The organism is Rhodopseudomonas pseudopalustris, from assembly GCF_900110435.1.
GTDB classification, from domain to species: Bacteria; Pseudomonadota; Alphaproteobacteria; order Rhizobiales; family Xanthobacteraceae; genus Rhodopseudomonas; species Rhodopseudomonas pseudopalustris.
Genome location: NZ_FODT01000005.1, coordinates 386,931 through 409,479, shown reverse-complemented (window position 1 = coordinate 409,479; position 22,549 = coordinate 386,931). Strand labels below are relative to the sequence as shown.

Annotated in this window: 16 protein-coding genes, 1 pseudogene and 3 riboswitches; of the genes and pseudogenes, 10 read left to right on the top strand and 7 right to left on the bottom strand. The window is 63.2% G+C overall.

Annotation, left to right across the window (positions count from 1 at the left end; translation table 11 throughout):
- The first annotated feature begins 274 nt into the window (after nt 1-274).
- Nucleotides 275-472: riboswitch (cobalamin riboswitch) on the top strand.
- Nucleotides 473-596: 124 nt separating this feature from the next.
- From BMY71_RS12950 to BMY71_RS12940, 3 genes are read left to right on the top strand one after another with little or no spacing between them, the layout of a single operon-like run.
- On the top strand, nt 597-1,556 hold the full coding sequence (locus BMY71_RS12950; protein WP_430715329.1) for a FecCD family ABC transporter permease: 960 nt from the start codon (nt 597-599) through the stop codon (nt 1,554-1,556).
- Entirely contained in the window at nt 1,553-2,335 is a 783-nt protein-coding gene (locus tag BMY71_RS12945) for an ABC transporter ATP-binding protein (RefSeq protein WP_092684173.1), read from the top strand. Before BMY71_RS12950 ends, BMY71_RS12945 begins: the two co-directional genes overlap by 4 nt.
- Complete coding sequence (locus tag BMY71_RS12940; RefSeq protein WP_092684231.1) at nt 2,332-3,219, top strand: ABC transporter substrate-binding protein; 888 nt, start codon at nt 2,332-2,334, stop codon at nt 3,217-3,219. The genes BMY71_RS12945 and BMY71_RS12940 overlap by 4 nt, the downstream gene beginning before the upstream one ends.
- A gap of 34 nt (nt 3,220-3,253) precedes the next feature.
- On the opposite strand, the gene BMY71_RS12935 is transcribed toward BMY71_RS12940, so the two are convergent.
- From BMY71_RS12935 to BMY71_RS12930, 3 genes and pseudogenes are all read right to left on the bottom strand, one after another.
- Nucleotides 3,254-3,580 carry a cysteine-rich small domain-containing protein gene (locus BMY71_RS12935; RefSeq protein WP_041805349.1) on the bottom strand — a complete coding sequence of 109 codons (327 nt, stop codon included), beginning with the start codon at nt 3,578-3,580 and terminating at the stop codon, nt 3,254-3,256.
- Between the two features lie 289 nt (nt 3,581-3,869).
- Nucleotides 3,870-4,077: riboswitch (cobalamin riboswitch) on the bottom strand.
- A 63-nt stretch (nt 4,078-4,140) separates the two neighbouring features.
- A pseudogene (locus tag BMY71_RS25275) lies at nt 4,141-4,256 on the bottom strand (ribonucleotide-diphosphate reductase subunit beta); the annotation flags it as partial.
- 124 nt (nt 4,257-4,380) lie between these two features.
- Nucleotides 4,381-4,587: riboswitch (cobalamin riboswitch) on the top strand.
- A gap of 230 nt (nt 4,588-4,817) precedes the next feature.
- Nucleotides 4,818-5,351 carry a tyrosine phosphatase family protein gene (locus BMY71_RS12930; RefSeq protein WP_175557665.1) on the bottom strand — a complete coding sequence of 178 codons (534 nt, stop codon included), beginning with the start codon at nt 5,349-5,351 and terminating at the stop codon, nt 4,818-4,820.
- Nucleotides 5,352-5,485: 134 nt separating this feature from the next.
- Between BMY71_RS12930 and BMY71_RS12925 the strand changes: the two genes are divergently transcribed.
- Nucleotides 5,486-7,063, top strand: coding sequence for a cobyric acid synthase (locus BMY71_RS12925; RefSeq protein WP_092684171.1), 1,578 nt, complete (start codon nt 5,486-5,488; stop codon nt 7,061-7,063).
- Between the two features lie 54 nt (nt 7,064-7,117).
- Here BMY71_RS12925 and BMY71_RS12920 read toward each other — a convergent pair whose 3' ends face one another.
- The 4 genes from BMY71_RS12920 to BMY71_RS12900 form a co-directional block, all read right to left on the bottom strand.
- Complete coding sequence (locus BMY71_RS12920) at nt 7,118-7,804, bottom strand: NAD(P)H-binding protein (protein ID WP_092684170.1); 687 nt, start codon at nt 7,802-7,804, stop codon at nt 7,118-7,120.
- A 286-nt stretch (nt 7,805-8,090) separates the two neighbouring features.
- Nucleotides 8,091-8,408: a hypothetical protein gene (locus BMY71_RS12915; protein ID WP_092684168.1), complete on the bottom strand. Its 318-nt coding sequence runs from the start codon at nt 8,406-8,408 to the stop codon at nt 8,091-8,093.
- Between the two features lie 847 nt (nt 8,409-9,255).
- The gene (locus tag BMY71_RS12905) at nt 9,256-11,160 is read right to left on the bottom strand and encodes an ATP-dependent nuclease (RefSeq protein WP_092684164.1); all 1,905 of its coding nucleotides are present in this window, start codon (nt 11,158-11,160) and stop codon (nt 9,256-9,258) included.
- A gap of 115 nt (nt 11,161-11,275) precedes the next feature.
- The gene (locus BMY71_RS12900) at nt 11,276-15,046 is read right to left on the bottom strand and encodes a vitamin B12-dependent ribonucleotide reductase (protein WP_092684162.1); all 3,771 of its coding nucleotides are present in this window, start codon (nt 15,044-15,046) and stop codon (nt 11,276-11,278) included.
- 666 nt (nt 15,047-15,712) lie between these two features.
- Between BMY71_RS12900 and BMY71_RS12895 the strand changes: the two genes are divergently transcribed.
- The 6 genes from BMY71_RS12895 to BMY71_RS12870 all read left to right on the top strand — a co-directional run bounded on the left by BMY71_RS12895 (nt 15,713) and on the right by BMY71_RS12870 (nt 22,544).
- The gene (locus BMY71_RS12895) at nt 15,713-16,612 is read left to right on the top strand and encodes a DMT family transporter (RefSeq protein ID WP_092684160.1); all 900 of its coding nucleotides are present in this window, start codon (nt 15,713-15,715) and stop codon (nt 16,610-16,612) included.
- A gap of 479 nt (nt 16,613-17,091) precedes the next feature.
- Nucleotides 17,092-18,432 carry an ABC transporter substrate-binding protein gene (locus BMY71_RS12890; RefSeq protein WP_041805347.1) on the top strand — a complete coding sequence of 447 codons (1,341 nt, stop codon included), beginning with the start codon at nt 17,092-17,094 and terminating at the stop codon, nt 18,430-18,432.
- A 132-nt stretch (nt 18,433-18,564) separates the two neighbouring features.
- Nucleotides 18,565-19,503 carry a carbohydrate ABC transporter permease gene (locus BMY71_RS12885; RefSeq protein ID WP_041806012.1) on the top strand — a complete coding sequence of 313 codons (939 nt, stop codon included), beginning with the start codon at nt 18,565-18,567 and terminating at the stop codon, nt 19,501-19,503.
- Nucleotides 19,503-20,414 carry a carbohydrate ABC transporter permease gene (locus BMY71_RS12880; RefSeq protein WP_011503311.1) on the top strand — a complete coding sequence of 304 codons (912 nt, stop codon included), beginning with the start codon at nt 19,503-19,505 and terminating at the stop codon, nt 20,412-20,414. The genes BMY71_RS12885 and BMY71_RS12880 overlap by 1 nt, the downstream gene beginning before the upstream one ends.
- A gap of 4 nt (nt 20,415-20,418) precedes the next feature.
- Nucleotides 20,419-21,519 (top strand): ABC transporter ATP-binding protein, encoded by a 1,101-nt coding sequence (locus tag BMY71_RS12875; RefSeq protein ID WP_092684158.1) that lies wholly within the window; start codon nt 20,419-20,421, stop codon nt 21,517-21,519.
- A 35-nt stretch (nt 21,520-21,554) separates the two neighbouring features.
- Nucleotides 21,555-22,544: a hydroxyacid dehydrogenase gene (locus BMY71_RS12870; protein ID WP_011503309.1), complete on the top strand. Its 990-nt coding sequence runs from the start codon at nt 21,555-21,557 to the stop codon at nt 22,542-22,544.
- Nucleotides 22,545-22,549: the final 5 nt, after the last annotated feature.

Below are 22,549 nucleotides of genomic sequence, written 5' to 3'. Positions count from 1 at the left end.
ATCGGAGGAGACCCGCCCTGCCTTCACATCCGCGCCTGACGCTGCCGCGTCCATCGCCTCCCGCCCCGCGGATCGTGACGATCGCGAAACGCCCCCCTCATCGGGGCGGGATGTCATGGGTATACGATCCTATAGGAATTTTGTCAAGAGGCGTCGATCGGGTGTGCCGTTGTCCATAAGAGCCTCGGCCGCGCATGTGATGAACGGGTCCGATTTATACTTAAGGATAATTACGTAAGTACCTGTCCGCCTTGTGCAGCCCGGATGAGCGTGCTTAACCGGCCGCAGTACCGGTGCCTCTCGAAGGAGGGGTGAAACGGGAATGCGGTGCGGGACGCTTGTCCCAATGCCGCAGCTGCCCTCGCAACTGTGGGCGGATCGGAGTGTCCTTGATGCCACTGGCCAATGGCCGGGAAGGCGGACGCTCCAAAGATCCGCGAGCCAGGAGACCGGCCGGTACCTCTGAAAGAACTCGTTCGGCGATGGGCCGACGGAGGATGTAGCCGTGAAGAAAATGTTTGCGTCGCGCTGCGGCGGGGAATGCCGTGCGCGTTGCTGAAGGTGCAGCCGCCCCGCTGATCCTCGCGAGTGGCGTGATCGTATTGTTCCTGCTGTCGCTCAGCATTGGCCCGGTCCGGCTTCCGATTGGCGTGGTGGTCGACGCCTTGCTCGGCGGAGGGACGGACGCGGAGCGGTCGATCGTTCAGGAGATCCGTCTGCCGCGCGCGATCCTCGCGGTCGCAATCGGCGCGATGCACGGCCTGGCCGGGGCGGCTTTGCAGGGCCTGCTGCGAAATCCGCTTGCCTCGCCTTCGTTGTTCGGCGCGCCTCAGGCCGCCGCATTCGGGGCCGTGTTGGTGATTTCGGCAGGCCTGGCGGACGCGCTGTCCTTCCTGTTGCCGCTCGCGGCGATCGCGATGGCCTTCGTCTCGGTTTTCATCTTGATCGCGGTCGCGGGGCGCAACGCCAATTTGTTGCTGCTGATCCTGGCCGGTCTGGCGCTATCGAGCCTCGCCGGCGCCGCCACCTCGCTGGCGCTCAATCTGGCGGCTAATCCGTTCGCCGCACTCGAAATCTCGTTCTGGCTGCTTGGTTCGCTGGAGGACCGGAGCTTCCAGCACGTCACTTTGGCGCTTCCTTTCATCGTCTGCGGAGCGGCGTTGCTGTTCACGCGCGGCGAAGCATTCCGTGTGCTCAGCCTCGGTGAGGAAGCGGCGCAGAGCCTCGGGGTCGATGTCGGGCGGCTGCGGCTGCAGGTGATTATGGGGGTTGCGCTGGGAGTCGGCGCGTCGGTCGCGGTATCAGGCACGATCGGTTTCATCGGCTTGGTCGTGCCGCATCTGATGCGGCCGTTTGTCGGGCACGATCCCGGGCGCCTGCTGCTCCCGAGCGCACTCGGAGGCGCTGCCTTGCTGCTCGCTGCGGATATCTCCGTGCGCCTCATCCCATCCAGCAGCGGAATCAAGGTCGGCGTGCTCACGGCTCTGATCGGCGTTCCGTTCTTCCTCTATCTCGTCGTGCGCGAGCGGCGCACGCTCAGCAGCAGCATGACATGACCGAGGCTGACGATTTCGCCGTCAACGGATTATGTGTCCGACTCGGCGGCCGCGAAGTGGTTCGTGACGTTTCGTTCAGCCTGCCGCGCGGCTGCATCGCCGCGATGGTCGGCCCCAGCGGCGCCGGCAAGACGACGCTGCTACGCGCGCTCGCAGGTCTGGTGCCGAGCCGAGGACGCATCCTGATCGGCGGCGAAGACGTCGGCCGGATGCCGGTGCGTCGGCGTGCCCGGCATCTCGCTTACGTGCCGCAAGGCGAGGCCGTGCATTGGCCCTTGCCGGTTCAGGATGTCGTGGCGCTGGGGCGCTATCCGCATGGCTCGGCGGACCCCCGCCGCCTGGGTGCGGGCGATATCGAGGCGGTCGACCGCGCGTTGGACGAAGTCGAGCTGAGGCCGATGAAGGATCGCCGCGTGACCGAGTTGTCCGGCGGCGAGCGGCGACGGGTTGCGATCGCACGGGCGCTGTCGACAGGCGCGCCGATCCTGCTGGCCGACGAGCCGATTGCGTCGCTCGATCCCTATTTTCAGCTCTCGGTGATGGCGCTGCTGCAGCGTCAGGCCCGTGCCGGTGCGCTGGTCATTGTTGTCACGCACGATATCGGTTTGGCGGCACGGTTCGCCGATCAGATTCTGATGTTGCGCGACGGTCATCTTGCCGCAATGGGGCCGCCGAACGCGGTGCTGGCGCCTCCCAGCCTGGCCGAGGTGTTCTCGATCGACGCCTACCGATCCAGTCACGAGGCGCAGCCGGTTCTGGTGCCGTGGGCGATGCGATGACTGGGGTGCTCCAACGCCTTCGGCTGTTGGCGCCGACGCTCGTCTTGTTGGCCCTGGTGATCACCTTGCGACCAGCGGATGCTGCGCCCAAACGGTTCGCGTCCATCAACATGTGCACCGATCAGCTTCTGCTGACGCTGGCGGATCCCGAACAAATCGTCGGGCTCGGCCCCTATGCGCGGGATCCGCACATGTCCTGGCTGGCCAAGGAGGCCGAGCGCTATCCGAAGCTTTCGGGAGAGGCGGAAGATCTCCTGATGCTGGCGCCGGACGTCATCCTGGCCGGGCGATACGGCAAGCGCGCCACCCGTGAGCTGCTGCGGGCGAAGCGATTGCCGGTCGAAGAGTTCGATTCGCCGCGCACCATCGACGACGTCAAAGCGCAGATTTTGCGGGTCGGCCAATTAGTCGGGCATCCGGAACGATCCGAAGCCTTGATTGGCGATATCGACCGAGCCAGCGCGCGGGCAACGGCGATGGCATCGCGGCGCCAAGCGCGCGTCCTGGCGCTGTCGCGGCGCGGCTGGGTGACGGGCGGCGACAGCCTGATCAGTTCGCTGTTGAAGACCGTCGGTCTGTCGAACGCCGCGTCCGAACTCGGACTCGCTTATGGCGGGTTCGCTTCGCTCGAAGCAATCGTTGCCTCCCGACCGGACCTGCTGCTGGTCGCGGAAGACCGACCTGAGGCGGAAGATCAGGGCAAGGCGTTGCTACTTCATCCATCGATCCAGAATGCGTACCCACCGAGCCGCCGAATTGTTGTGCCGGAGCAACTGACGATCTGCGGCGGCGCCATGCTTCCGGTCGCGCTCGATCGCCTGGCGCGGGCGATCGAGCGGATCGAGCGGACAAGGTCCGCCGTCGACGTCGGCTTGCAACGCTGAGCTTCCGGGCTTCGGCGACAGCGTCGCCGACGGGTCATTCAGATGGAGCGTCTTTGATCCGCTTGGGATCCTGATCGCTCCCGTCCCAGATGCGCGGCCGTTCCAGCCATCGTTGAATGAAATTCCAGGAGCGGCGATAGCCATCATGCGGCAGCGTGCAGGCGCTGCAATCCTTGCGTTTCATGCCATTGCGATCAGTAAAAACCTGATACGGCCCCGGACACTCGTAGGCGATCAGTGGGCAGTAGCAGAACAGGCAGTTGAACTCGCGTTCGACGCCCTTGTGGCAGGGAAGGAACGGGCACGCCTCGTTCGTCAAGCCTTTGAAGGCTTCGTTCGTTGTTGTGTCCTTTGGTTCCATGTCGGCCGGGTCCGAGAAATACTTGGTGGAGTTCAATCAGCCACGCTCGCTGCGCGTAGCACGCGCGGCGGGGTGGTGATCTTGAAATGGAGCACGGCCCGACGAAGCCCGCGCCTCGACGACACAAATCGTCGGACGAGAGCTTTTTCGATTCTGATCGAATCAGAATCGGCGCTCTAACTCTTCGGTCTGACGCGTCTTCTTCGCGCGAGCCGGTTCCACGTCGCTCGAAAACGCTCTAGCTGCGCGTGTACATGAAAAGCTCCATCGCCGACCCACCGTCGATCCGAGTTGAACAACGCCTTCGGCCGGTCTCCTGGCTCGCGGAGATTGTCCGGATCGCCTTCCCAAGCATCACTTAGAAGCTCAGTGGCAGTTTGATCCGGACCTATTCCGCTCACAGTTGCGGGGGCAGCTGCGGAATTGGCGATCTCTCGCCGCACCGCATTCCCAGTTTCACCTCTCCGACGAGAGGCACCGTAGGCTGAAGCGACTTCAGCACGCCACGTGACGGCGTGCAAGGCGAATAAGCAGCTGACGCCATCGACAAAGAGCAGTCGATCCCAATCCAGCGCGCCGCCGTTGTGATACTCGATGACACGCGTCTCGATGACGTTTTTTCCTTCTTCAGGTCCATCGTCTCCGACATCCATGGCAACGGGTTGTCCGTCTCCAAATGCGAAACCGACAGACCGACACGCGGCACAGCGATCAAGCGAATGCCGTCGATCTCCCGGATCATTGTTCCGGCTCGCACCGGTTTGATCATTGTCAATGTTGCGCTCCGCAGGATTGGCAATGTGCGCGCATCGACCTTCGGTGCCCTTCTTGGAAGGGTGAAACGGGAATGCGGTGCGGCGAGCAATCGCCTAGTCCGCAGCTGCCCCCGCAACTGTAAGCGGATCGTCTCCGGTCAAATGCGCCACTGAGTTCGGCTCCAGCCACTTGGGAAGGCGATCGGGACATTCTCCGCGAGCCAGGAGACCGGCCGAGGGTCGTTTTGGATGCCATTCGACGGTGGGTCGAAGAAGGACAAAGACATGCAACCACGACGCCTCGCCTGACACGATCCTCATCGGTTTTCGCAGCCGACGCCGCATGATCCGCGCGTGTGAGTTCTCACGCGACAGGTAGTTGCGCGTCGGACGACCGCCATTGCCCCGCTTTGCGGCGGCGGCAGATCCTTGGCATTTTTCGAGACAGCCTCATGCACGTAGATTGCCGGCGCAAGCCACGGTCAGATGTGATGGGCGGACCGTCGATTCCGCGAGAGCGGCAATTCGAATGGGCTGGCGTCCCCGTCGACGTCGCATCCACGCCCGATGCGCGCGATCGCATCGACCATGCGTCCGCCACGGCACAGATAATCGTCCGCCAGGGCGACGATCAGCCGGTTCGGCGTCGCCGTGGGCGAGCGACGCCGCAGATCGTCGGCGATGAGCTGTTCGTCGCCCGGCGCGCGCTCGCAGGCGATCGCATACGCCGCGGCCGGCGACCGGCTCACGCCCATCCAGCAATGGATCAGGATGTCCTGATCGTCCCCACAGCCTCGCCCGAACTCGATGATCTTGCGAACAATGGTTTCGTCCGGCGCGACATGCACGGATGCGGCGACGTCGACATCGTTGAAAGCCAGGATCAGCCGCTCGGCCGGCAGCCAGCTCTCGTCGAACACCACCTTCTGCCACGGCGCCAGCAACGACAGCGACCGAGCCGGGCTGCGTTCGGCAACGAGGCGGGGAGCATTATCGAGTGCGCTGATGAGGATCATGGCGGCGTGCTATCGGCGCGATTGCGTCTGACGTCAAGTCGTTCCGAGGCGACGCTGCTTCATCCTCGTGGCGCGCGGCCTGTTCGCCGCTCGCCACCCAACGCCCGCTCTTTCCACACCCACCGAGTATCAAAATGACGACTGTCGATGTCGATGAACTGGTATCCCGCATTCAATTCTCGCCGCGCCCGCATTCGGGACCGCGACGCGCGCGCGCGCTGATGATCCAGGGCACGAGTTCGGACGTCGGCAAGAGCATGGTGGTCGCAGGACTATGCCGGGCGTTTGCGCGGCGCGGCCTCGTTGTGCGCCCGTTCAAGGCGCAGAACATGAGCAACAATGCGGCGGTCGCCTCCGACTCGGATCTTCCGCCGGGCGCCGACGGGACGCGGATTCGTGGCGAGATCGGCCGCGCGCAGGCCTTGCAGGCGCGCGCCTGTGGCGTGGCTCCGTCGATCCACATGAACCCCGTGCTGCTCAAGCCGCAGACCGATATCGGCGCGCAGGTGGTGCTGCGCGGGCGGGTGCTCGGCAATTGCCCGGCGCGGATCTATCATCACATGCGGCAGCGGTTGATCCCGGCGGTGCTCGACAGCTTCGAACGCCTTGCGGCCGAAGCCGATCTGGTGCTGGTGGAAGGCGCCGGCAGCGGCGCCGAGGTTTATCTGCGTGCCTCCGATATCACCAATATGCGGTTCGCCGAGGCCGCCGATCTGCCGGTGGTGTTTCTTTCCGATATCGACCGCGGCGGGACGATGGCGGCGCTGGTCGGCAGCTACGTGCTGCTCAACGAAGGCGATCGCGCGCGCGTCGTCGGCTATCTCATCAACAAATTCCGCGGCGACTTCTCGCTGTTCGAACCGGGCTGCCGCACCATTACCGAGCAGACCGGCTGGCCGTTCCTCGGCGTGCTGCGGTGGTTTCCCGGCGCCGACCGATTGCCTGCGGAGGATTCGCTTGCGCTCGAACGCGCGGCGGCGGCGAGCCGGGGCCGGCTCAAGGTCGCCGTGCCGCGTCTGCAACGCGTGGCCAATTTCGACGATCTCGATCCGTTGGTGGCCGAGCCCGACGTCGACCTGCGATGGATCCAGCCGGGCTCGCCGATCCCGGGTGATGTCGACGTGGTCGTGCTGCCAGGTTCGAAGGCGACCCGTATCGAACTCGATCTGATCAGGCGCGAGGGATGGGACGTCGACATCCACGCGCATGTGCGTCGAGGCGGGCGTGTCGTCGGCTTGTGCGCCGGCTTCCAGATGCTCGGGCGCGTCGTTCGCGATCCGATGGGGATCGAGGGGCCACCGGGCGAAACGGCGGGCCTCGGACTGCTCGACATCGAGACTGAAATCTCCGGCGACAAACGTCTGGTCGAGATCGATGCCCGTGATCGGCTCAGCGGACGGCGCGTCGCCGGCTACGAAATGCACATGGGAAGGACCATCGGTGCGGGTCTCGATCGGCCGTGGTTGTTGCTCGAGGAGGGCGCCGGCGAGCCTCGTCCGGAAGGCGCGGTGTCTGCGGATGGCCGCGTCATGGGCGGATATCTGCACGGCCTCTTCGGTGGCGACGATTTCCGTTCAGCCTGGTTGACGCAGATCGGTGCGGCGACCTCGGGCCTCGATTTCGAGCACCGCGTAGAACAGACACTCGAAGCCTTGGCCGATCATTGCGAAAGCAATTTGGATCTGGATGCGCTCCTCGCGCTGGCGCGGTGAAGGAGGGTGTGAGCTGCTACCGGTTTGCTGTTCGCACGTGCGACGCTCGTCCCGTCACCTGCGCAGCAGCGCCGTCATGTCCTTCCAATGATAGATCCGCAGCTTGGTCGCGTCGGTCTGCGCCGCCGCGATCATCGCCTGCGCAACGGCGTCGGCGTCGATCCCGCGATAGCGATCGGCGGCGCCGCGCAGCAGCGGGTTGATAACGAGCGCTGCGGCGACCAGCAGCCGTTCCACCGGGCGGCGTTCGGCGCGCTCGCCCATGATCATCGACGGGCGGAAGATGTGCGTCTTGTCGAAATCGAGCGCGATGATGTCGCGCTCAGCCTCGCCCTTGGTACGGAGGTAGAACTGCCCCGACGCGGCATTGGCACCCACCGCCGAGACCAGCAACACCGCTTGCGCGCCGTTCTGCCTGGCGATGCGCGCGGCCTGCACCGGATAGTCATGGTCGATCCGGTAGTACGCCGCCTGGTCGGGCGTTTTCGCGCGCGTGGTGCCGAGCGCGATGAACACCTCGTCGGCCACCAGCTGCGGGGCCAGCGCGGGCAGGGCGTCGAGATCGCCGATCAGCACCGTCAGCCGCGGATCGCTCAGCGTCAGCGGCCGGCGCGCCACCGCGGTCACCCGCGCGTAGTCCGGGCTCGCCAGCAGGCCGCGGACGAGAAGCGAGCCGATCAAGCCGGTCGCTCCGAACACCAGCGCTGTTTTCAGGACGGGGTTTTCGCGGGACGTGGACATGGTGGGGAGGATCGCATGGGGGAAGGGCGAGGACAATGGCGAGGGCGGGCGTTACAGCGGGCGCCGGTGCGGCATCGCCGGCACTTGTAGCCCGGATAAGCGAAGCGCTATCCGGGGCGATGATTCCGCGGCGCGTCCCCGGGTGTCGCCGCGCTCACCCGGGCTACGCTCGCTCGCAATTCGTAGGGCGCAATAGCGAAGCGTATTGCGCCACCGCGTGGTGAGCGGCGGATGACGCTGCGCTAATCCGCCCTACGGGCTACGGTTGCTGCACCAGCCAGGCAGATCAGTTCCAGAACAACCGGACGAGTGCGACGATCGCGGTGGGGACCGTCGAGGCTCCGATCAGAAACATCGCGAGCACGCTGAGGATCGCATTCGCAATCCACCAGCGGCGTTCCGGCGTTGGCAGGCCGAGGGCCGACACGCCCAGATTCATCGCGAATGCCGCCCAAGCAAGATAGTGCGTGGAGCTGATGATGCCCCAATTCCGGAGCTGCGTCGCCACGATCACGATCGCCACGATCACGATCGCCACGATCACGCCCAAGGCGCCCAGCAGCGCGACGGACCGGCGAGACACGGAGTCGAGGAATCGTTGCATGCGGCGACTCTCGCAATTCGGAAGGGCAACAGCGAAGCGTGGTGCCTCGCCGCGCGTTAAGCGGCGGATTACGCTCCGCTAATCCGCCCTACGGGCTACGTTTGCTAACGAATTTCTGCCCGACTCTGTCCATGTTCCTCAAATAGCGACGCGATTTTGGACCAGCTGAGCTTGTATCCGTACACGTTGCCATTCGGGAACCAAACGGCCGATCCATGTGATACTTTTAGTTCTCCAAGCTTTTCGTCGTTTCGTCGAATTTCAAGGCAAACATCTGCCCGACCAATTTCTAACGGAGGCGTCGTTAACAATACTCGGTGAGTAGCCATTCAAATTCTCCAACTGGTCGACAAATATGTCTTTGATTGTAAAAGGATTTGCGTTCGTTCGCAGGTGGCAAATGCATCATACGCAGACTGTGATGAAATTCTGAGCCAATTCAGAAAATTTCGAGTTTAGCAGTCTGATCTGTTCGATTTAATTGTCTGCCCATTTCTTTCGATCGCGTAGTGAGGCTACTTGCTCATGTCTATCCAGATCTCCAAGTGGAACATTTAGCCAGAGGCTATTTTGAATAAGTACGTTAGCGTCTTCGATGTCGCCAATTCGGTAATCGGGCTTTGCTTCCTTGGCGATTGGATCGTAGCGCGTAGGGCGCAATAGCGCAGCGTATTGCGCCACCGCGTGTTGAGCGGCGGATTACGCTGCGCTAATCCGCCCTACGGGCTGTGCGCGCTCTACGCCCGCCTTAAAGCCCGAGGCTACGCACACAACTACGCCCTCGTCGCCTGCGCTCGCAAGCTCCTCATCTACGCAAACACCGTCGTCCAGCGCGGCTCGCCATGGGTTAAAAGCCAGACGGCGCTTTAATGGTTGCTACGGGCTCAAGTATCGCCTTGATGAGATTTTTCAAATCACTCGCCACCTCGAAATTGCTAGGAATAGTAAATCCATCAAGAAGTTTAGGGTCCTTCTTGCTATTCTTTACTTCGACCTTCAATGCCGCCAGAAGCGCTTTTCCTTTCACGGTCGCCGGCGTCTTGCCGCCTGCCTCTTCCCACATTGTCTCAGAATTTGGAGACCCTCCGTTGGGCCAGAGAGTTCTAACTACGGCTTTCCGCTTCTCCAAAAAGGTCTCGCGCGCCTTCGTTACCGATTGAGCCGCTGCATTGCGCCAATGGTTTGCCTCATCAAACGTCACCGAAAACAAGGCAACCAAATACTCAGACTCGCAGAAATACGCCTCGACATCGCAACCCCTCGTTACCCACGGAAAAACACGATCCGTTTTGAAGCTTCGACACCATTTTTCTGTCTCTTCGGCTGTCATAAAATCGCGATCGCGGTGCAAGAAAGCGTCAACCTTTAGCTCGCCGTCCACAAGCAGGCCGCGCAAAAATTTGTCACGTGGCAGATTGTCGATCCCAAAACAGCGACATAGGCTGATCTGGCGAAACAATTCCGGCCATTGACGTAATATTGCACGAAGCGGTTTGTCGTCTTCGTCCTCAATAAAAAAGAGCGCCGCTTTATCGAGGCCGCCCCAGCCCAGAAGGCGCCGGATAGCATCATCATCGTCTGTTTCAATAATGCCGTTCCTCATCCACACAAGTCGCGCCGAGGGGCTGGCTGCCCGAACAATATGAGGGCTATGCGTGGTAAGGATAATTTGAGTCTCGAACTCTGGAGCCGCGCGTTCGAGGGCTTCTATCAGGCGTTCTTGCTTGTCAGGGTGCAGGTGCGCGTCAGGCTCGTCAATCAACATCACCTTCGGCTCAAAAAGAATAAGATAGGCAAAGATCTGTACTACTTGCAAAACGCCGGTTGCCGCGGTCTCCAAGGGGCGTGATTGGCTGATCGTCGAAATTGAGGCTGTGATGTGGTAGTCTTCGCGCTCGTCAAACGAGACATTGATTTCAACGCCGGGATGCACTTGACGGATGAGTTCGTTGAGACGTCGAAGTCTCTCTTTGCCCTGAGTGTCGTCGGTTTCATTAACTCTTCGACTTCTCAGGTTTAACAAGATGTTTCGAAGTACCCCGCCGGCGTCGCCGCTGGCTGCTTGGCGGCGCAACGTCGGCTGTGCCAATATTGATTCTTTCTCAGCCAGGCCAGCGAGGCCGGGAATGTAAGCGGTTATAAATTGATAGCGTTGCTTGTACGGAGTGACGGCGCTTCCCCCATCCATGTACGCCGTGATGCCCCCTCGATTTCGAGCTGCTCGAATGCGGACCGTGGCCTGTGTTACCTCTTCAGCGATGGGGCGGTGTGTAAAGATCACTTCAACAGGGGTCGAGCTTCCATCTGATTTCATTTCGCCGTTGTGAAGCGTGGTCAGGGGGTCACTAGAAGGGACATAGTCCAGTCGCTCAAATGAAATCATCTCTTTGGTGTTTTTAGGCAAAACGTAGCTAGCCGATCGCGCGGCCCAATGTATCGCCTGCAATACAGATGATTTTCCGCAGCCGTTGGGGCCGACCAATATAGTGACGTCTCGGAGGGGGATTGAAGCTTCCTTGGTTGCTTTGAAGTTCTTTACGCAGATTGTCTCCAAGGGGCTCCATCGACGCGCACGGGTAGACCGGGTGTCCGCTATTCCGAGTGTGGACCCATCTGATGGTGCTGATTCGTCGGCGGAAGAATTGGTGAGGTCGCTTTGTAGCGGAGAAACGCTCTCGACGTGACCTTGGGCACTGGCCAGCGCTGGAGCTGGTTTCAGTTCCTGAAGGTCATCAGGCTTGTCAGTAATCATTTGGAGAAACGTCTTTCCTAAGAATGCGAATGCCGAATAACTTCAACATGTCATGAATAGGCCCGACAGCGAGCTTATCGCCGTCGGGCCAAAGTCCTCAAGCGGATAAAAAGTCTCAGCTACACCCCGTCGTGCTTCCGCAAGTATCACACTTCATACAAGTCCCGTTCCGCACCAGCGTGAAATTCCCGCATTCGCCGCAGCTGTCGCCCTCGTAGCCGCGCGCTTTGGCTTCGGCGCGGCGTTCGGCTTTGGAGGCGACGGGCTGCGTGGCGGCGGTGTTGGCCTTGCTCCATTGCAGCGCTTCGAGCTTTTCGGTCGGCGACAGATCGGTCTGGACTTCCTGCTTCAGCGCGGTGGCGCCTTCGAGGACGTCGCCGATGCGGGAGGTCGACTTGGCGTGGGTCTCCGGCTGGGAGTAGGCCATCTTGACCGGAGCCGAGCCGCTGTCGGGCGAGGCCGGCACGCCGCGCATCACCACCAGATTGTCGGTGCGCGAGCGGGTCAGGCCCTTCGACAGATATTTGGTCGCGGCGTGGCTCGACGGCGTGCCTTCCGGCGCCTTGCCTTCGTCGACGCCCTTGCCGATGGCGTCGAAGCCGGTCTCGCTCGGATCGACATGGGCGAGGTCGAACCGGCCCATGTAGCTGACCGCGAGTTCGCGGAACACGTAGTCGAGGATCGACGTCGCATACTTGATCGAGTCGTTGCCCTGCACCGGGCCGGCGGGCTCGAAGCGGGTGAAGGTGAAGGCGTCGACATATTCCTCGAGCGGCACGCCGTATTGCAGGCCGAGCGACACCGCGATCGCGAAGTTGTTGATGAACGATCGGAGGGCGGCACCCTCTTTGTGCATGTCGATAAAGATCTCGCCGATCCGGCCGTCGTCATATTCGCCGGTGCGCAGATAGACCTTGTGGCCGCCGACCACCGCCTTCTGGGTGTAGCCCTTGCGGCGATCCGGCATCCGCTCGCGCTCGCGCATCACCACGATGCGCTCGACCAGACGCTCCACCACCTTTTCGGAGACGTGGGCGGCGCGCGCCGCCATCGGCTTCTCCAGGAAGGCGTCGAGCGCATCATCATCCTCGTCGTCGTCGGAGATCAGTTGCGACGACAGCGGCTGCGACAGCTTCGAGCCGTCGCGATACAGCGCGTTGGCCTTCAGCGCGAGCTTCCACGACAGCATGTAGGCGGACTTGCAGTCCTCCACCGTGGCGTCGTTCGGCATGTTGATGGTCTTGGAGATCGCGCCCGAGATGAACGGCTGCGCCGCCGCCATCATCCGGATGTGGCTCTCGACCGACAGATAGCGCTTGCCGATCTTGCCGCAGGGATTGGCGCAATCGAACACCGCGTAGTGATCCGCCTTCAGATGCGGCGCGCCTTCCACGGTCATCGCGCCGCAGATGTGGATGTTGGCGGCCTCGATCTCGCGCTTGGAGAAGCCGAGCGCGGCGAGCAGGTCGAAGTTCGGCGCGGCGATCGCGTCGGCCTCGATCTTCAGGGTCTGGCGCAGGAAGTCCTCGCCGAACGTCCATTTGTTGAAGGCGAATTTGATGTCGAAGGCGGTCGGCAGCGCCGCCTCGACCTTGGCCAGCGCTTCGTCGGTGAAGCCCTTCGCCTTGAGGGTCGAATGGTTGATCGCCGGCGCGTTGGACAGCGAGCCGTGGCCGACCGCATAGGCCTCGATCTCGGCGATCTGGTTTTCCGGATAGCCGAGGATGCGCAAGGCGGCGGGCACCGCGCGGTTGATGATCTTCCAGTAGCCGCCGCCGGCGAGCTTCTTGAACTTCACCAGCGCGAAGTCGGGCTCGATGCCGGTGGTGTCGCAATCCATCACCAGGCCGATCGTGCCGGTCGGCGCGACCACCGAAACCTGCGCGTTGCGATAGCCGTGCAGTTCGCCGAGTTCGAGCGCTCTGTCCCACGCCGCCTTGGCGTGCGTGATCGCTTCGGGGATCGGGCAGCCGGCGTGGTCGAGCGGGACAGGGGCGACCGACAGCGCCTCATAGCCGCGGCTTTCGCCATGGGCGGCGCGGCGGTGATTGCGGATCACCCGCAGCATGTGCGCGGCGTTCTTCTTGTAGCCGGGGAACGGGCCGAGCTTCGCCGCCATCTCGGCCGACGTCGCATACGACACGCCGGTCATGATCGCCGACAGCGCGCCGCACAGCGCGCGGCCTTCCTTGGAGTCGTAGCTGAGCCCCATGGTCATCAGCAGGCCGCCGATATTGGCGAAGCCGAGGCCGAGGGTGCGGAACTCGTAAGACAGCTCGGCGATCTGCTTCGACGGAAACTGCGCCATCAGCACCGAGATCTCGAGCACGACGGTCCACAGCCGGCACAGATGCTCATAGGCGCCGAGGTCGAACACGTTCGCCGTGGTGTCGTAGAAGGTCAGCAGGTTGGCCGAGGCGAGGTTGCAGGCGGTGTCGTCCAGGAACATGTATTCCGAGCACGGATTGCTGGCCCGGATGTCGCCCGAGGCCTTGCAGGTGTGCCAGTCGTTCATCGTGGTGTTGAAGTGCAGGCCGGGATCGGCGCTGGCCCAGGCGGCGTAGCCGATCTTCTCCCACAGATCGCGGGCCTTCAGCGTCTTCATCACCTTCTTGGTGGTGCGGCCGGTGAGGTTCCAATCCCCATCCGTTTCGACCGCGCGCAAGAAGTCGTCCTTCAGCGACACCGAATTGTTGGAGTTCTGGCCGGAGACGGTGAGGTAGGCCTCCGAATCCCAGTCGGTGTCGTAGATCGGGAAGTCGATCTCCTTGTAGCCCTGCTTGGCGTACTGGATGACGCGCTTGATCATCGCGTCGGTCACCAGCGCGCGGCGCGCGAGCTTGACCTCGCGGCGGAGCGCAGGGTTCTTCTCGGGGTCGAAGCAGTCGTCGCCCGAGCCCTGGCAGTTGACGCAGGCCTTCAGGATCGCCTTGAGGTGCTTCTGATTGAGTTTGGAGCCGGTGACGAGAGCCGAGACCTTCTGCTCCTCCTTCACCTTCCAGTCGATATAGGCCTCGATGTCCGGATGGTCGGCGTCGACCACCACCATCTTGGCGGCACGCCGCGTGGTGCCGCCGCTCTTGATCGCGCCGGCGGCGCGGTCGCCGATCTTCAGGAAGCTCATCAGGCCGGAGGAGCGGCCGCCGCCGGACAGGCGTTCGCCTTCGCCGCGCAGCCGCGAGAAATTGGAGCCGGTGCCGGAGCCGTATTTGAACAGCCGCGCCTCACGCACCCACAGGTCCATGATGCCGCCCTCGTTGACGAGGTCGTCCTCGATGCCCTGGATGAAGCAGGCGTGCGGCTGCGGATGCTCGTAGGCGGATTTCGACTTGGTCAGCTTGCCGGTCTTGTGATCGACGTAATAGTGGCCCTGGCCGGGGCCGTCGACGCCGTAAGCCCAGTGCAGGCCGGTGTTGAACCATTGCGGCGAATTCGGCGCGACCATCTGCGACGCCAGCATGTAGCGCAGCTCGTCGTAGAAGGCGCGGGCGTCGTCTTCGGACGAGAAGTAATCGCCCTTCCAGCCCCAATAGGTCCAGCAGCCGGCGAGGCGGTCGAATACCTGCTTGGACGAATGCTCGCTGGTGAAGCGCTCGCTATCGGGCAGGGCGGCGAGCGCGTCGGTGTCGGGCACCGAGCGCCACAGCCACGACGGCACGGTCTCTTCCTCGACCTTCTTCAGGCGCGCGGCGACGCCCGCCTTGCGGAAATATTTCTGCGCCAGCACGTCGGAGGCGACCTGCGACCAGCTGTCGGGCACTTCGACATTCTCGAGGCGAAACACCACCGACCCATCGGGATTGCGAATCTCGCTCGTCGTCAGCCGGAACTGAATCGCCGCATAGGGTGACTGGCCGTCAGTGGTGTAGCGCCGCTCGATCTTCATCTCGTGCCCCGTTCTGTGCCGGACCCCGCTGGGCCCGAAAGTTGTTGGTCGCGAACCCAAAATTCAATCGGGTTCGCCATGCGAGCCGGTGGTCCGGCCCTGTTGTGTCTCAAAGGGCGACGCGCGATTGCCTTCAATCGCGGCCTCTACCCTACGCAAGTCCCACGCTTTGACGCGAGCCCGTTACGCGGCCCGTCTGTTGCGCCCAAACAGTCGATTTTGAGCACAGATGACCCCACGCCCCGGTGCCGCTCAGGCTTGTCGGAGGTGGTCGGCTCGGTACCCTTCTGGGAGTGTTCGGCGGGACCAAAAACTACCCTCGCTGAACAGTCCTGAAGCTAGGCCGACTCCGTCTGACCCGTCAAGCAATAGTGCGGGTTCCTGAATCAAATACTAAATATGGTGGAACTACGTGGAAAACAGGGGGTGGGGTGGCGTCCTGACGGGGCCAAGTATCGGTGAGTCCTCACGGAATCCAAACAGCAAAAACCCGGCGGCGCGGCCCGGATTCCAGCCTGCACCCGCTGTTCACAGGGCAGGTATTTTTTCGCTCCGGGGGCTTGCCACGCGCGACTCAGCCCGGAATGGCCCGCCGCCGTTTTTGAGGGTGGTGACGGGACGCCAATACCGGCATGGTGAGGCCCGTCCATCCTGCCGGGTGCCCCCATGTCCGACCGATCCTCCGCCGCGGCGCCGCCGCGCGTCGCGACCAGCGGTCTGGTGCTGCTCGCCGTCACCTCGGTGTCGTGGGGGCTGAGCTGGCCGATCACCAAATACGTCATCTCGCAATGGCCGCCGCTGCCGGCGCGGGGCCTCACCGGGCTTGCGGGCGCCCTGACGCTGTTCGCGATCGCCTGGCTGCGCGGCGACAGCCTCGCGGTGCCGCGCAGCCAGCGGCTTCGGCTGGTGATCTCGGCGTTCTTCAACGTGACGGTGTGGATGGCGGTGATGGGCCTGGCGCTGCTCTGGCTGCCGGCCGGCGAGACCGCGGTGATCGCCTACACCATGCCGGTGTGGACGGCGCTGCTGGCGTGGCCGCTGCTCGGTGAGCGGATGACCCTGCTGCGCGTCCTGGCGCTGGCGATGGCGTTCGGCGGCATCGTCGCGCTGCTCGGCGCCCACGGCTTCGCCGCCAGCGTCGCCAAGCTGCCCGGCGTGCTGCTGGCGCTGTCCGGCGCGGTCGGCTTCGCGCTCGGCACCGTCTTCCTGAAGCGGTTTCCGATCGCTTTGCCGGGCACCACCTCGGCGGCGTGGCAGATCGGGATCGGCAGCTTTCCGGTGGTGGTGATCGGATTGGCGTTCGAGGTGCCGCAGCTCGACGCGTTGTCGCCGCTCGGCTGGGCCGGGCTGGTCTATCTGATCGTGATCCAGTTCTGCGTCGCTTATCTGTGCTGGTTCGCGGCGGTGCAGCGATTGCCGGCCTCGGTGGCGGCGATCGGGACCATGGCGGTGCCGGTGATCGGCGTTGTGGCCTCGGCGATCGCGCTGCACGAGCCGCTCGGCCTCGGCCAGATCGCGGCGCTGGTGCTGACGCTCGCCGGCGTTGCGCTGGCGACGCGCTCATAGGCCGACAATTGCGCGACGGGTGCGGCAATTGCGCCGCGTGCCATGCGGCAAACCTCGCCGCCATCGTCATGCAGATGCGGCGCAGTGCAGATGCGAACGCACGTGCGAGCCTTTGCGTAGCACAATTTCCGCGGTGCACCGCGCGGCGATGCTGCTGTGCAAACAACTCCAACTAATCGTCTGATCAACTAACCAATCTGATTTCTCGACAGTTGCTGACAATTCTGATCAGATCGTCGTGACGACAGATACTGCTTCCGTGGCAAAAGCGGCCTTCAGAGTCGCGCCATCAAGAACAAGCGCTTCAAAGCCCAGACCATCGCATTGGCTCACCAGGGAGGAACGCCATGTCTCATGATGACACGTCTCATGATGCCGGTTCTTATGATGCCAAGCCTCATGACGCCAGTTCTCATGACATCAAGCCTCATGACAGTAAGCCTCATCACACCAAATTATCTGCTACGTCTCTTGATGCAATGTCCCGGAGAAGGCTGACCCGACGTCAGTTCGTCGCCGCCACCGCCGCCACAACGGCCGCGCTCGTCACCGCGCCTTACGTCCGCGGCGCCCACGCCGCCGGCAAGCTGACGATGGGCTTCTGGGATCATTGGGTGCCCGGCGCCAACAACAGCTGCACCGAACTCGTCAAGCAATGGGGCGAGAAGGAAAAGGTCGAGGTCTCGATCGACTACATCCCGAGTCAGGGCAACAAGAACCTGCTGACCATCGCCGCGGAAGCGCAGGCGAAATCCGGCCACGACATCCTGTCGATGCCGACCTGGTGGCCGCACGCCAACGCCGAACTGATCGAGCCCGTCAACGATCTGATGGAAGACCTGATCAAGCAGAACGGCAAGGTCAACAATACTGTCGAATATCTCGCCAAGCGCGACGGCAAATGGCTCGCGGTGCCGTCCTGCATCGGCAGCCAGATCAAGGGGCCGTGCACGCGCATCGATCTGCTGAAGAAGCACGCCAATCTCGACATCCAGGCGATGTATCCCGCGGGCAGCGAGCCCAAGGATGACGACTGGACCATGGAGACGTTCCTGAAGGCGGCGGAAGCCTGCCACAAGGCCGGCGTGCCGTTCGGCATCGGACTCGGCGAGACCTCGGACAGCGTCGACAGCGCCGGCGCGTTCTTCCAGGCGTTCGGGGCGCAGCTCGTCAACGCCAAGGGCGACCTGACGGTGAAGACCGACGAGGTCCGCCAGGTGCTCGACTTCTACAAGAAACTGATGGCGTTCCTGCCGCCGGACGTCCCCGCCTGGGACGATTCCTCGAATAACAAATGGATCGTGTCCGGCCGAGGCGCGATGATCATGAACCCGCCGAGCGCCTGGGCGGTCGCCAAGCGCGACGCGCCGCAAGTCGCCGAGCAGCTCTGGACCCACGGTTTCCCGAAAGGTCCAAAGGGGCGCTACGCGCCGTTCCTGCCGTTCTTCTGGGCCACCTGGACGTTCTCCAAGAACAAGGAGGCGGCCAAGAGCCTGCTGCGGCATCTGTCGCAGCCGGAGTCGATCGAGAAGCTGGTCGCGGCCAGCGGCGGCTACGATCTGCCGGCGTTCGCGAACCTCACCAAGCTGAAGGTCTGGGCGGAGCAGGCGCCGCCGGCCGGAACGCTGTTCAGCTATCCCGATCCGTATCAGCGCCAGACGTTGTCGATCGCGGCGTCGCCGGCGCCGCCGAAGATCGCCCAGCAGATCTATGCCCAGGCCACGCTGACGAAGATGTGCGTGCGCCACTACCAGGGCGAGGCGATGGAGAAGACGCTCGCCTGGGCCGAAGGCGAATGCGAGGGCTTCATGCGGAGCTGACGCCGCTCGTGCGGCTGCTGCGGGATGATCTCCGCGGCAGCGCCGACCGGCGCAATGCGTCATCGCCCGGAGCCGCGGATCGCGTCGGCTCCGGGCTCGTTCCCAGCCATTTCGCGCGAGGACGACGCCATCATGGTCGACATTCCGTATCAGCCCGGCCGCGTCGCCGCGGCGTCAACCCGCCGCAAGCGAAGCGGGCTTGCGGCGATGATGCACCGCAAATCCACCATCGCTTTCCTGATGGCGCTGCCGCTGCTCGTGCTGATCGGCGTGCTGGTGGTCTATCCCGCGCTCTACGCGATCCATCTGTCGACGCTGAACAAGACGATGCAGCGCTTCGTCGGGTTCGGCAACTTCCAGTTCCTGTTCAAGCGCGACACGTTCTGGCTGGTCGTGCAGCAATCCTGCCTGTTCGCGATCACCGCGGTGTTCTTCAAGGCGCTGCTCGGCTTCATCGTCGCGCATTTCGTCCACAACGTGCCGGCCAAGGGCCAGCGCAAATGGCGCGGCATGTTGCTGGTGCCGTGGGTGATCCCGCCCGCGATGTCGACGCTGGCCTGGCTGTGGCTGTTCGATCCGTCCTATTCGGCGTTCAACTACACGCTCGGCCTGTTCGGCGCCGGGCCGATCCCGTGGACCGGCGACGCGGCGTGGGCGCGGTTCTCCGTGATCCTGGTGAATATCTGGTACGGCGCGCCGTTCTTCATGATCATGTATCTGGCGGCGCTGAAATCGGTTCCGGAGCAGCTCTACGAGGCGGCGTCGATCGACGGCGCCAATTGGTGGCAGCGGCTGTGGTACGTGACGCTGCCGATGATGCGCAACATCATCGCCATCACCACGCTGTTCTCGCTGATCGTCACCTTCGCCAATTTCGACATCGTCCGCATTCTCACCGCGGGCGGCCCGCTCGACCACACCCACATCTTCGCCACCTGGGCGTTCCGGATCGGAATCGAGGGCTCGGATATTCCGCTCGGCGCCAGCGTCTCGCTGTTCATGCTGCCGATCCTGGCGGTCGCGGCGATCTTCATCCTACGCGACATCAACAAACGCGGGAACGAAAGCTGATGGCCACGCTCACGATCGACAAGACCGGGCCGCGACGCAACCCCGCTTACGGCAGCATGAGCCGCGACCGCGCATGGGCGCTGAAATGGTCCTATGTCTTCCTGACGATCTTCGCGGCGTTTTCGCTGGTGCCGCCGCTGTACATGCTGATCACCTCGCTGAAGAGCAGCCGGGAGATTTCGGCGGCGACCAATCCGTGGTGGGTGTTTCACCCGACGCTGGACAATTACATCCAGTTGCTCACCTCGAACCAGTTCCTGACCTTCTTCTTCAACTCGGCGATGGTCTCGATCTTCGTCGTCACCATCACCATGCTGATCAGCGTGCCTGCCGCGTTCGCGCTGGCGCGGATGCGGTTCTGGGGCTCGGCGACGCTCGCCACCGGCGTGTTCCTGACCTATCTGATCCCGGACACGCTGCTGTTCATCCCGCTGTTCAAGATGTTCGCGTCGTTCGGCGACTGGAGCGGCATCCCGCTGATCAACCGCTGGTACGTGCTGCTGATCATCTATCCGACGCTGACCGTGCCGTTCTGCACCTGGATCATGATCGGCTATTTCGCCTCGATCCCCAAGGAACTCGACGAAGCGGCGATCATCGACGGCGCGTCGTGGTTCCAGACGCTGACGCGGATCTTCATCCCGGTGGCGATGCCCGGCATCATCGCCGCGACGATCTTCGCCTTCACCGTGTCGTGGGCACAATTCCTGTATCCGCTGGTGTTCACCACCTCGGTCGACCAGCTCGTGCTGCCGGTCGGCATCATCACCACGCTGATCAAGGGCGACGTCTTCAACTGGGGACAGATCATGACCGGGGCGCTGCTCGGCGCGGCGCCGCCGCTGATCATCTACGCGTTCCTGATGGACTATTACGTCGCGGGGCTCACCGCGGGCGCAACGAAAGGGTGAGGGAATGGCCGAAGTCAATCTGCGCAAGGTGGTGAAGCGCTACGACGACGTCGAAGCGGTCCGCGGCATCGATCTCGACATTCCGGACAAGGAATTCGTGGTGTTCGTCGGCCCCTCGGGCTGCGGCAAGTCGACCACGCTGCGGATGATCGCGGGGCTCGAGGACATTTCCGACGGCGACATCGTGATCGGCGGCGACGTCGTCAACGACGTGCCGCCGAAGGATCGGGACATCGCCATGGTGTTCCAGAACTACGCGCTGTATCCGCACATGACGGTGGCGGAGAACATGTCGTTCGGGCTGCGGCTGAAGAAATATCCCAAGGCCGAAATCAAGCAGCGCGTCGACGAGGCGGCGCGGATGCTCGACATTACCGACCTGATCAACCGCAAGCCGAAGCAGCTCTCCGGCGGCCAGCGCCAGCGCGTCGCGATGGGCCGGGCGATCGTCCGCAATCCCAAAGTGTTCCTGTTCGACGAGCCGCTGTCCAATCTCGACGCTCAGCTCCGCGTGCAGATGCGGTTCGAGATCAAGCGGGTGCATCAGAAGGTGCGCACCACGACCGTCTACGTCACCCACGATCAGGTCGAGGCGATGACGCTGGCCGACCGCGTTGTGGTGATGAATCAGGGGCGGATCGAGCAGGTCGGCACGCCGAACGAACTGTACCATCGGCCGGCGACGCGCTTCGTCGCCGGCTTCATCGGCTCGCCCTCGATGAACTTCATTCCCTGCACGCTGGAGGACAATTCCGGCAGATTGCAGATCAGGCTGTCGGACACGATCGCGATGCCGATGCCGGAGCAGAAGGCCGCGCATTATCGCGGGATCGCGCGCGACAAGAAATTGCAGCTCGGCATCCGGCCCGAGCACATCACCGATGCGAGGGCGACGCTGGAACCCGGCGTCGCGGCGTTCGACGCCGTGCTCGACATCACCGAGCCGATGGGGATGGAGACGCTGATTTATTTCAATCTCAACGGCAGCGAGGTCTGTGGCCGCGTCAGTCCGAATGCCGGTGCACGGGATGGCGGCATGTTGCGATTGGCGGTGGACCTCAACAATATGCACCTGATAGATGAAGGGACCGGTCTCGTCATTTGAAGGCCGGACAAGAACGATCTGTCCTGGGGCCGGAAATGACGACCAACAAGAAGAAACTGCTGGTGACGGAATCGCTGTCGGAACGGGGCAGGGCGTTGTTCCAGGAGCGCGGCGACATCGAGGTCGTCGAATTCCCCAACATGATTTCCGCCGCCGATTTCGAGACGCTGCTGCACACCCAGGCGCCGGTGCACGGCGTCGCGCTCGGCGCGACGCGGTTCGGCGAGACCGAACTCGCAGCCTCCAAGGACATGAAAGTGGTGGCGCGGATCGGCGTCGGCTACGACGCCGTCGACGTCCATGCGCTGAGCAGGCGCAAGGTGCCGCTGATGGTCGCCGGCACCGCGAATTCGCCATCGGTCGCCGAGCAGGCGCTGTTCATGATGCTGACGCTGGCCAAGCGCGGCGTCGAACTGCATGCGCTGGTCAAGACCGGCGCATGGGCGACGCGGCTCGGGCTGTTGCCGTTCGACCTGTTCGGCAAGACAGTGCTGATCGTCGGGTTCGGACGGATCGGCACTCGCACCGCGAAGCGCTGCCTCGCGATGGAAATGACCGTGCTGGTGTACGATCCGTACAAATCCGTGGATGGGATCGAAGCCGCCGGTTGTGAGAAGGTCGACGATCTCGATGCGGCGTTGCCGCGTGCCGATTTCGTCAGCCTGCATTGCCCGAAGACGACGGAGACCACCGGTCTGTTCGACGCCGTACGGCTGTCGAAGATGAAGGCGACGGCCTATCTGATCAACACCGCACGCGGCGGTATCATCGTCGAAGCCGCGCTGTACGACGCGCTGGTCGCGGGCCAACTCGCCGGCGCCGGGCTCGACGTGTTCGAGCAGGAACCGCCGCCGCTCGGCCACAAGCTGTTCGACCTGCCCAATGTGATCATTGCGCCGCATGTCGCCGGCGTCACCCGCGAGGCGCTCGACCGGATGGGCGAGCAGACCGCGCGCAACATGCTGAGTGCGCTCGACGGCCAGCCGATCCGCGCCAATGTGATCAATCAGGACGTGCTCGGCTGACGCAG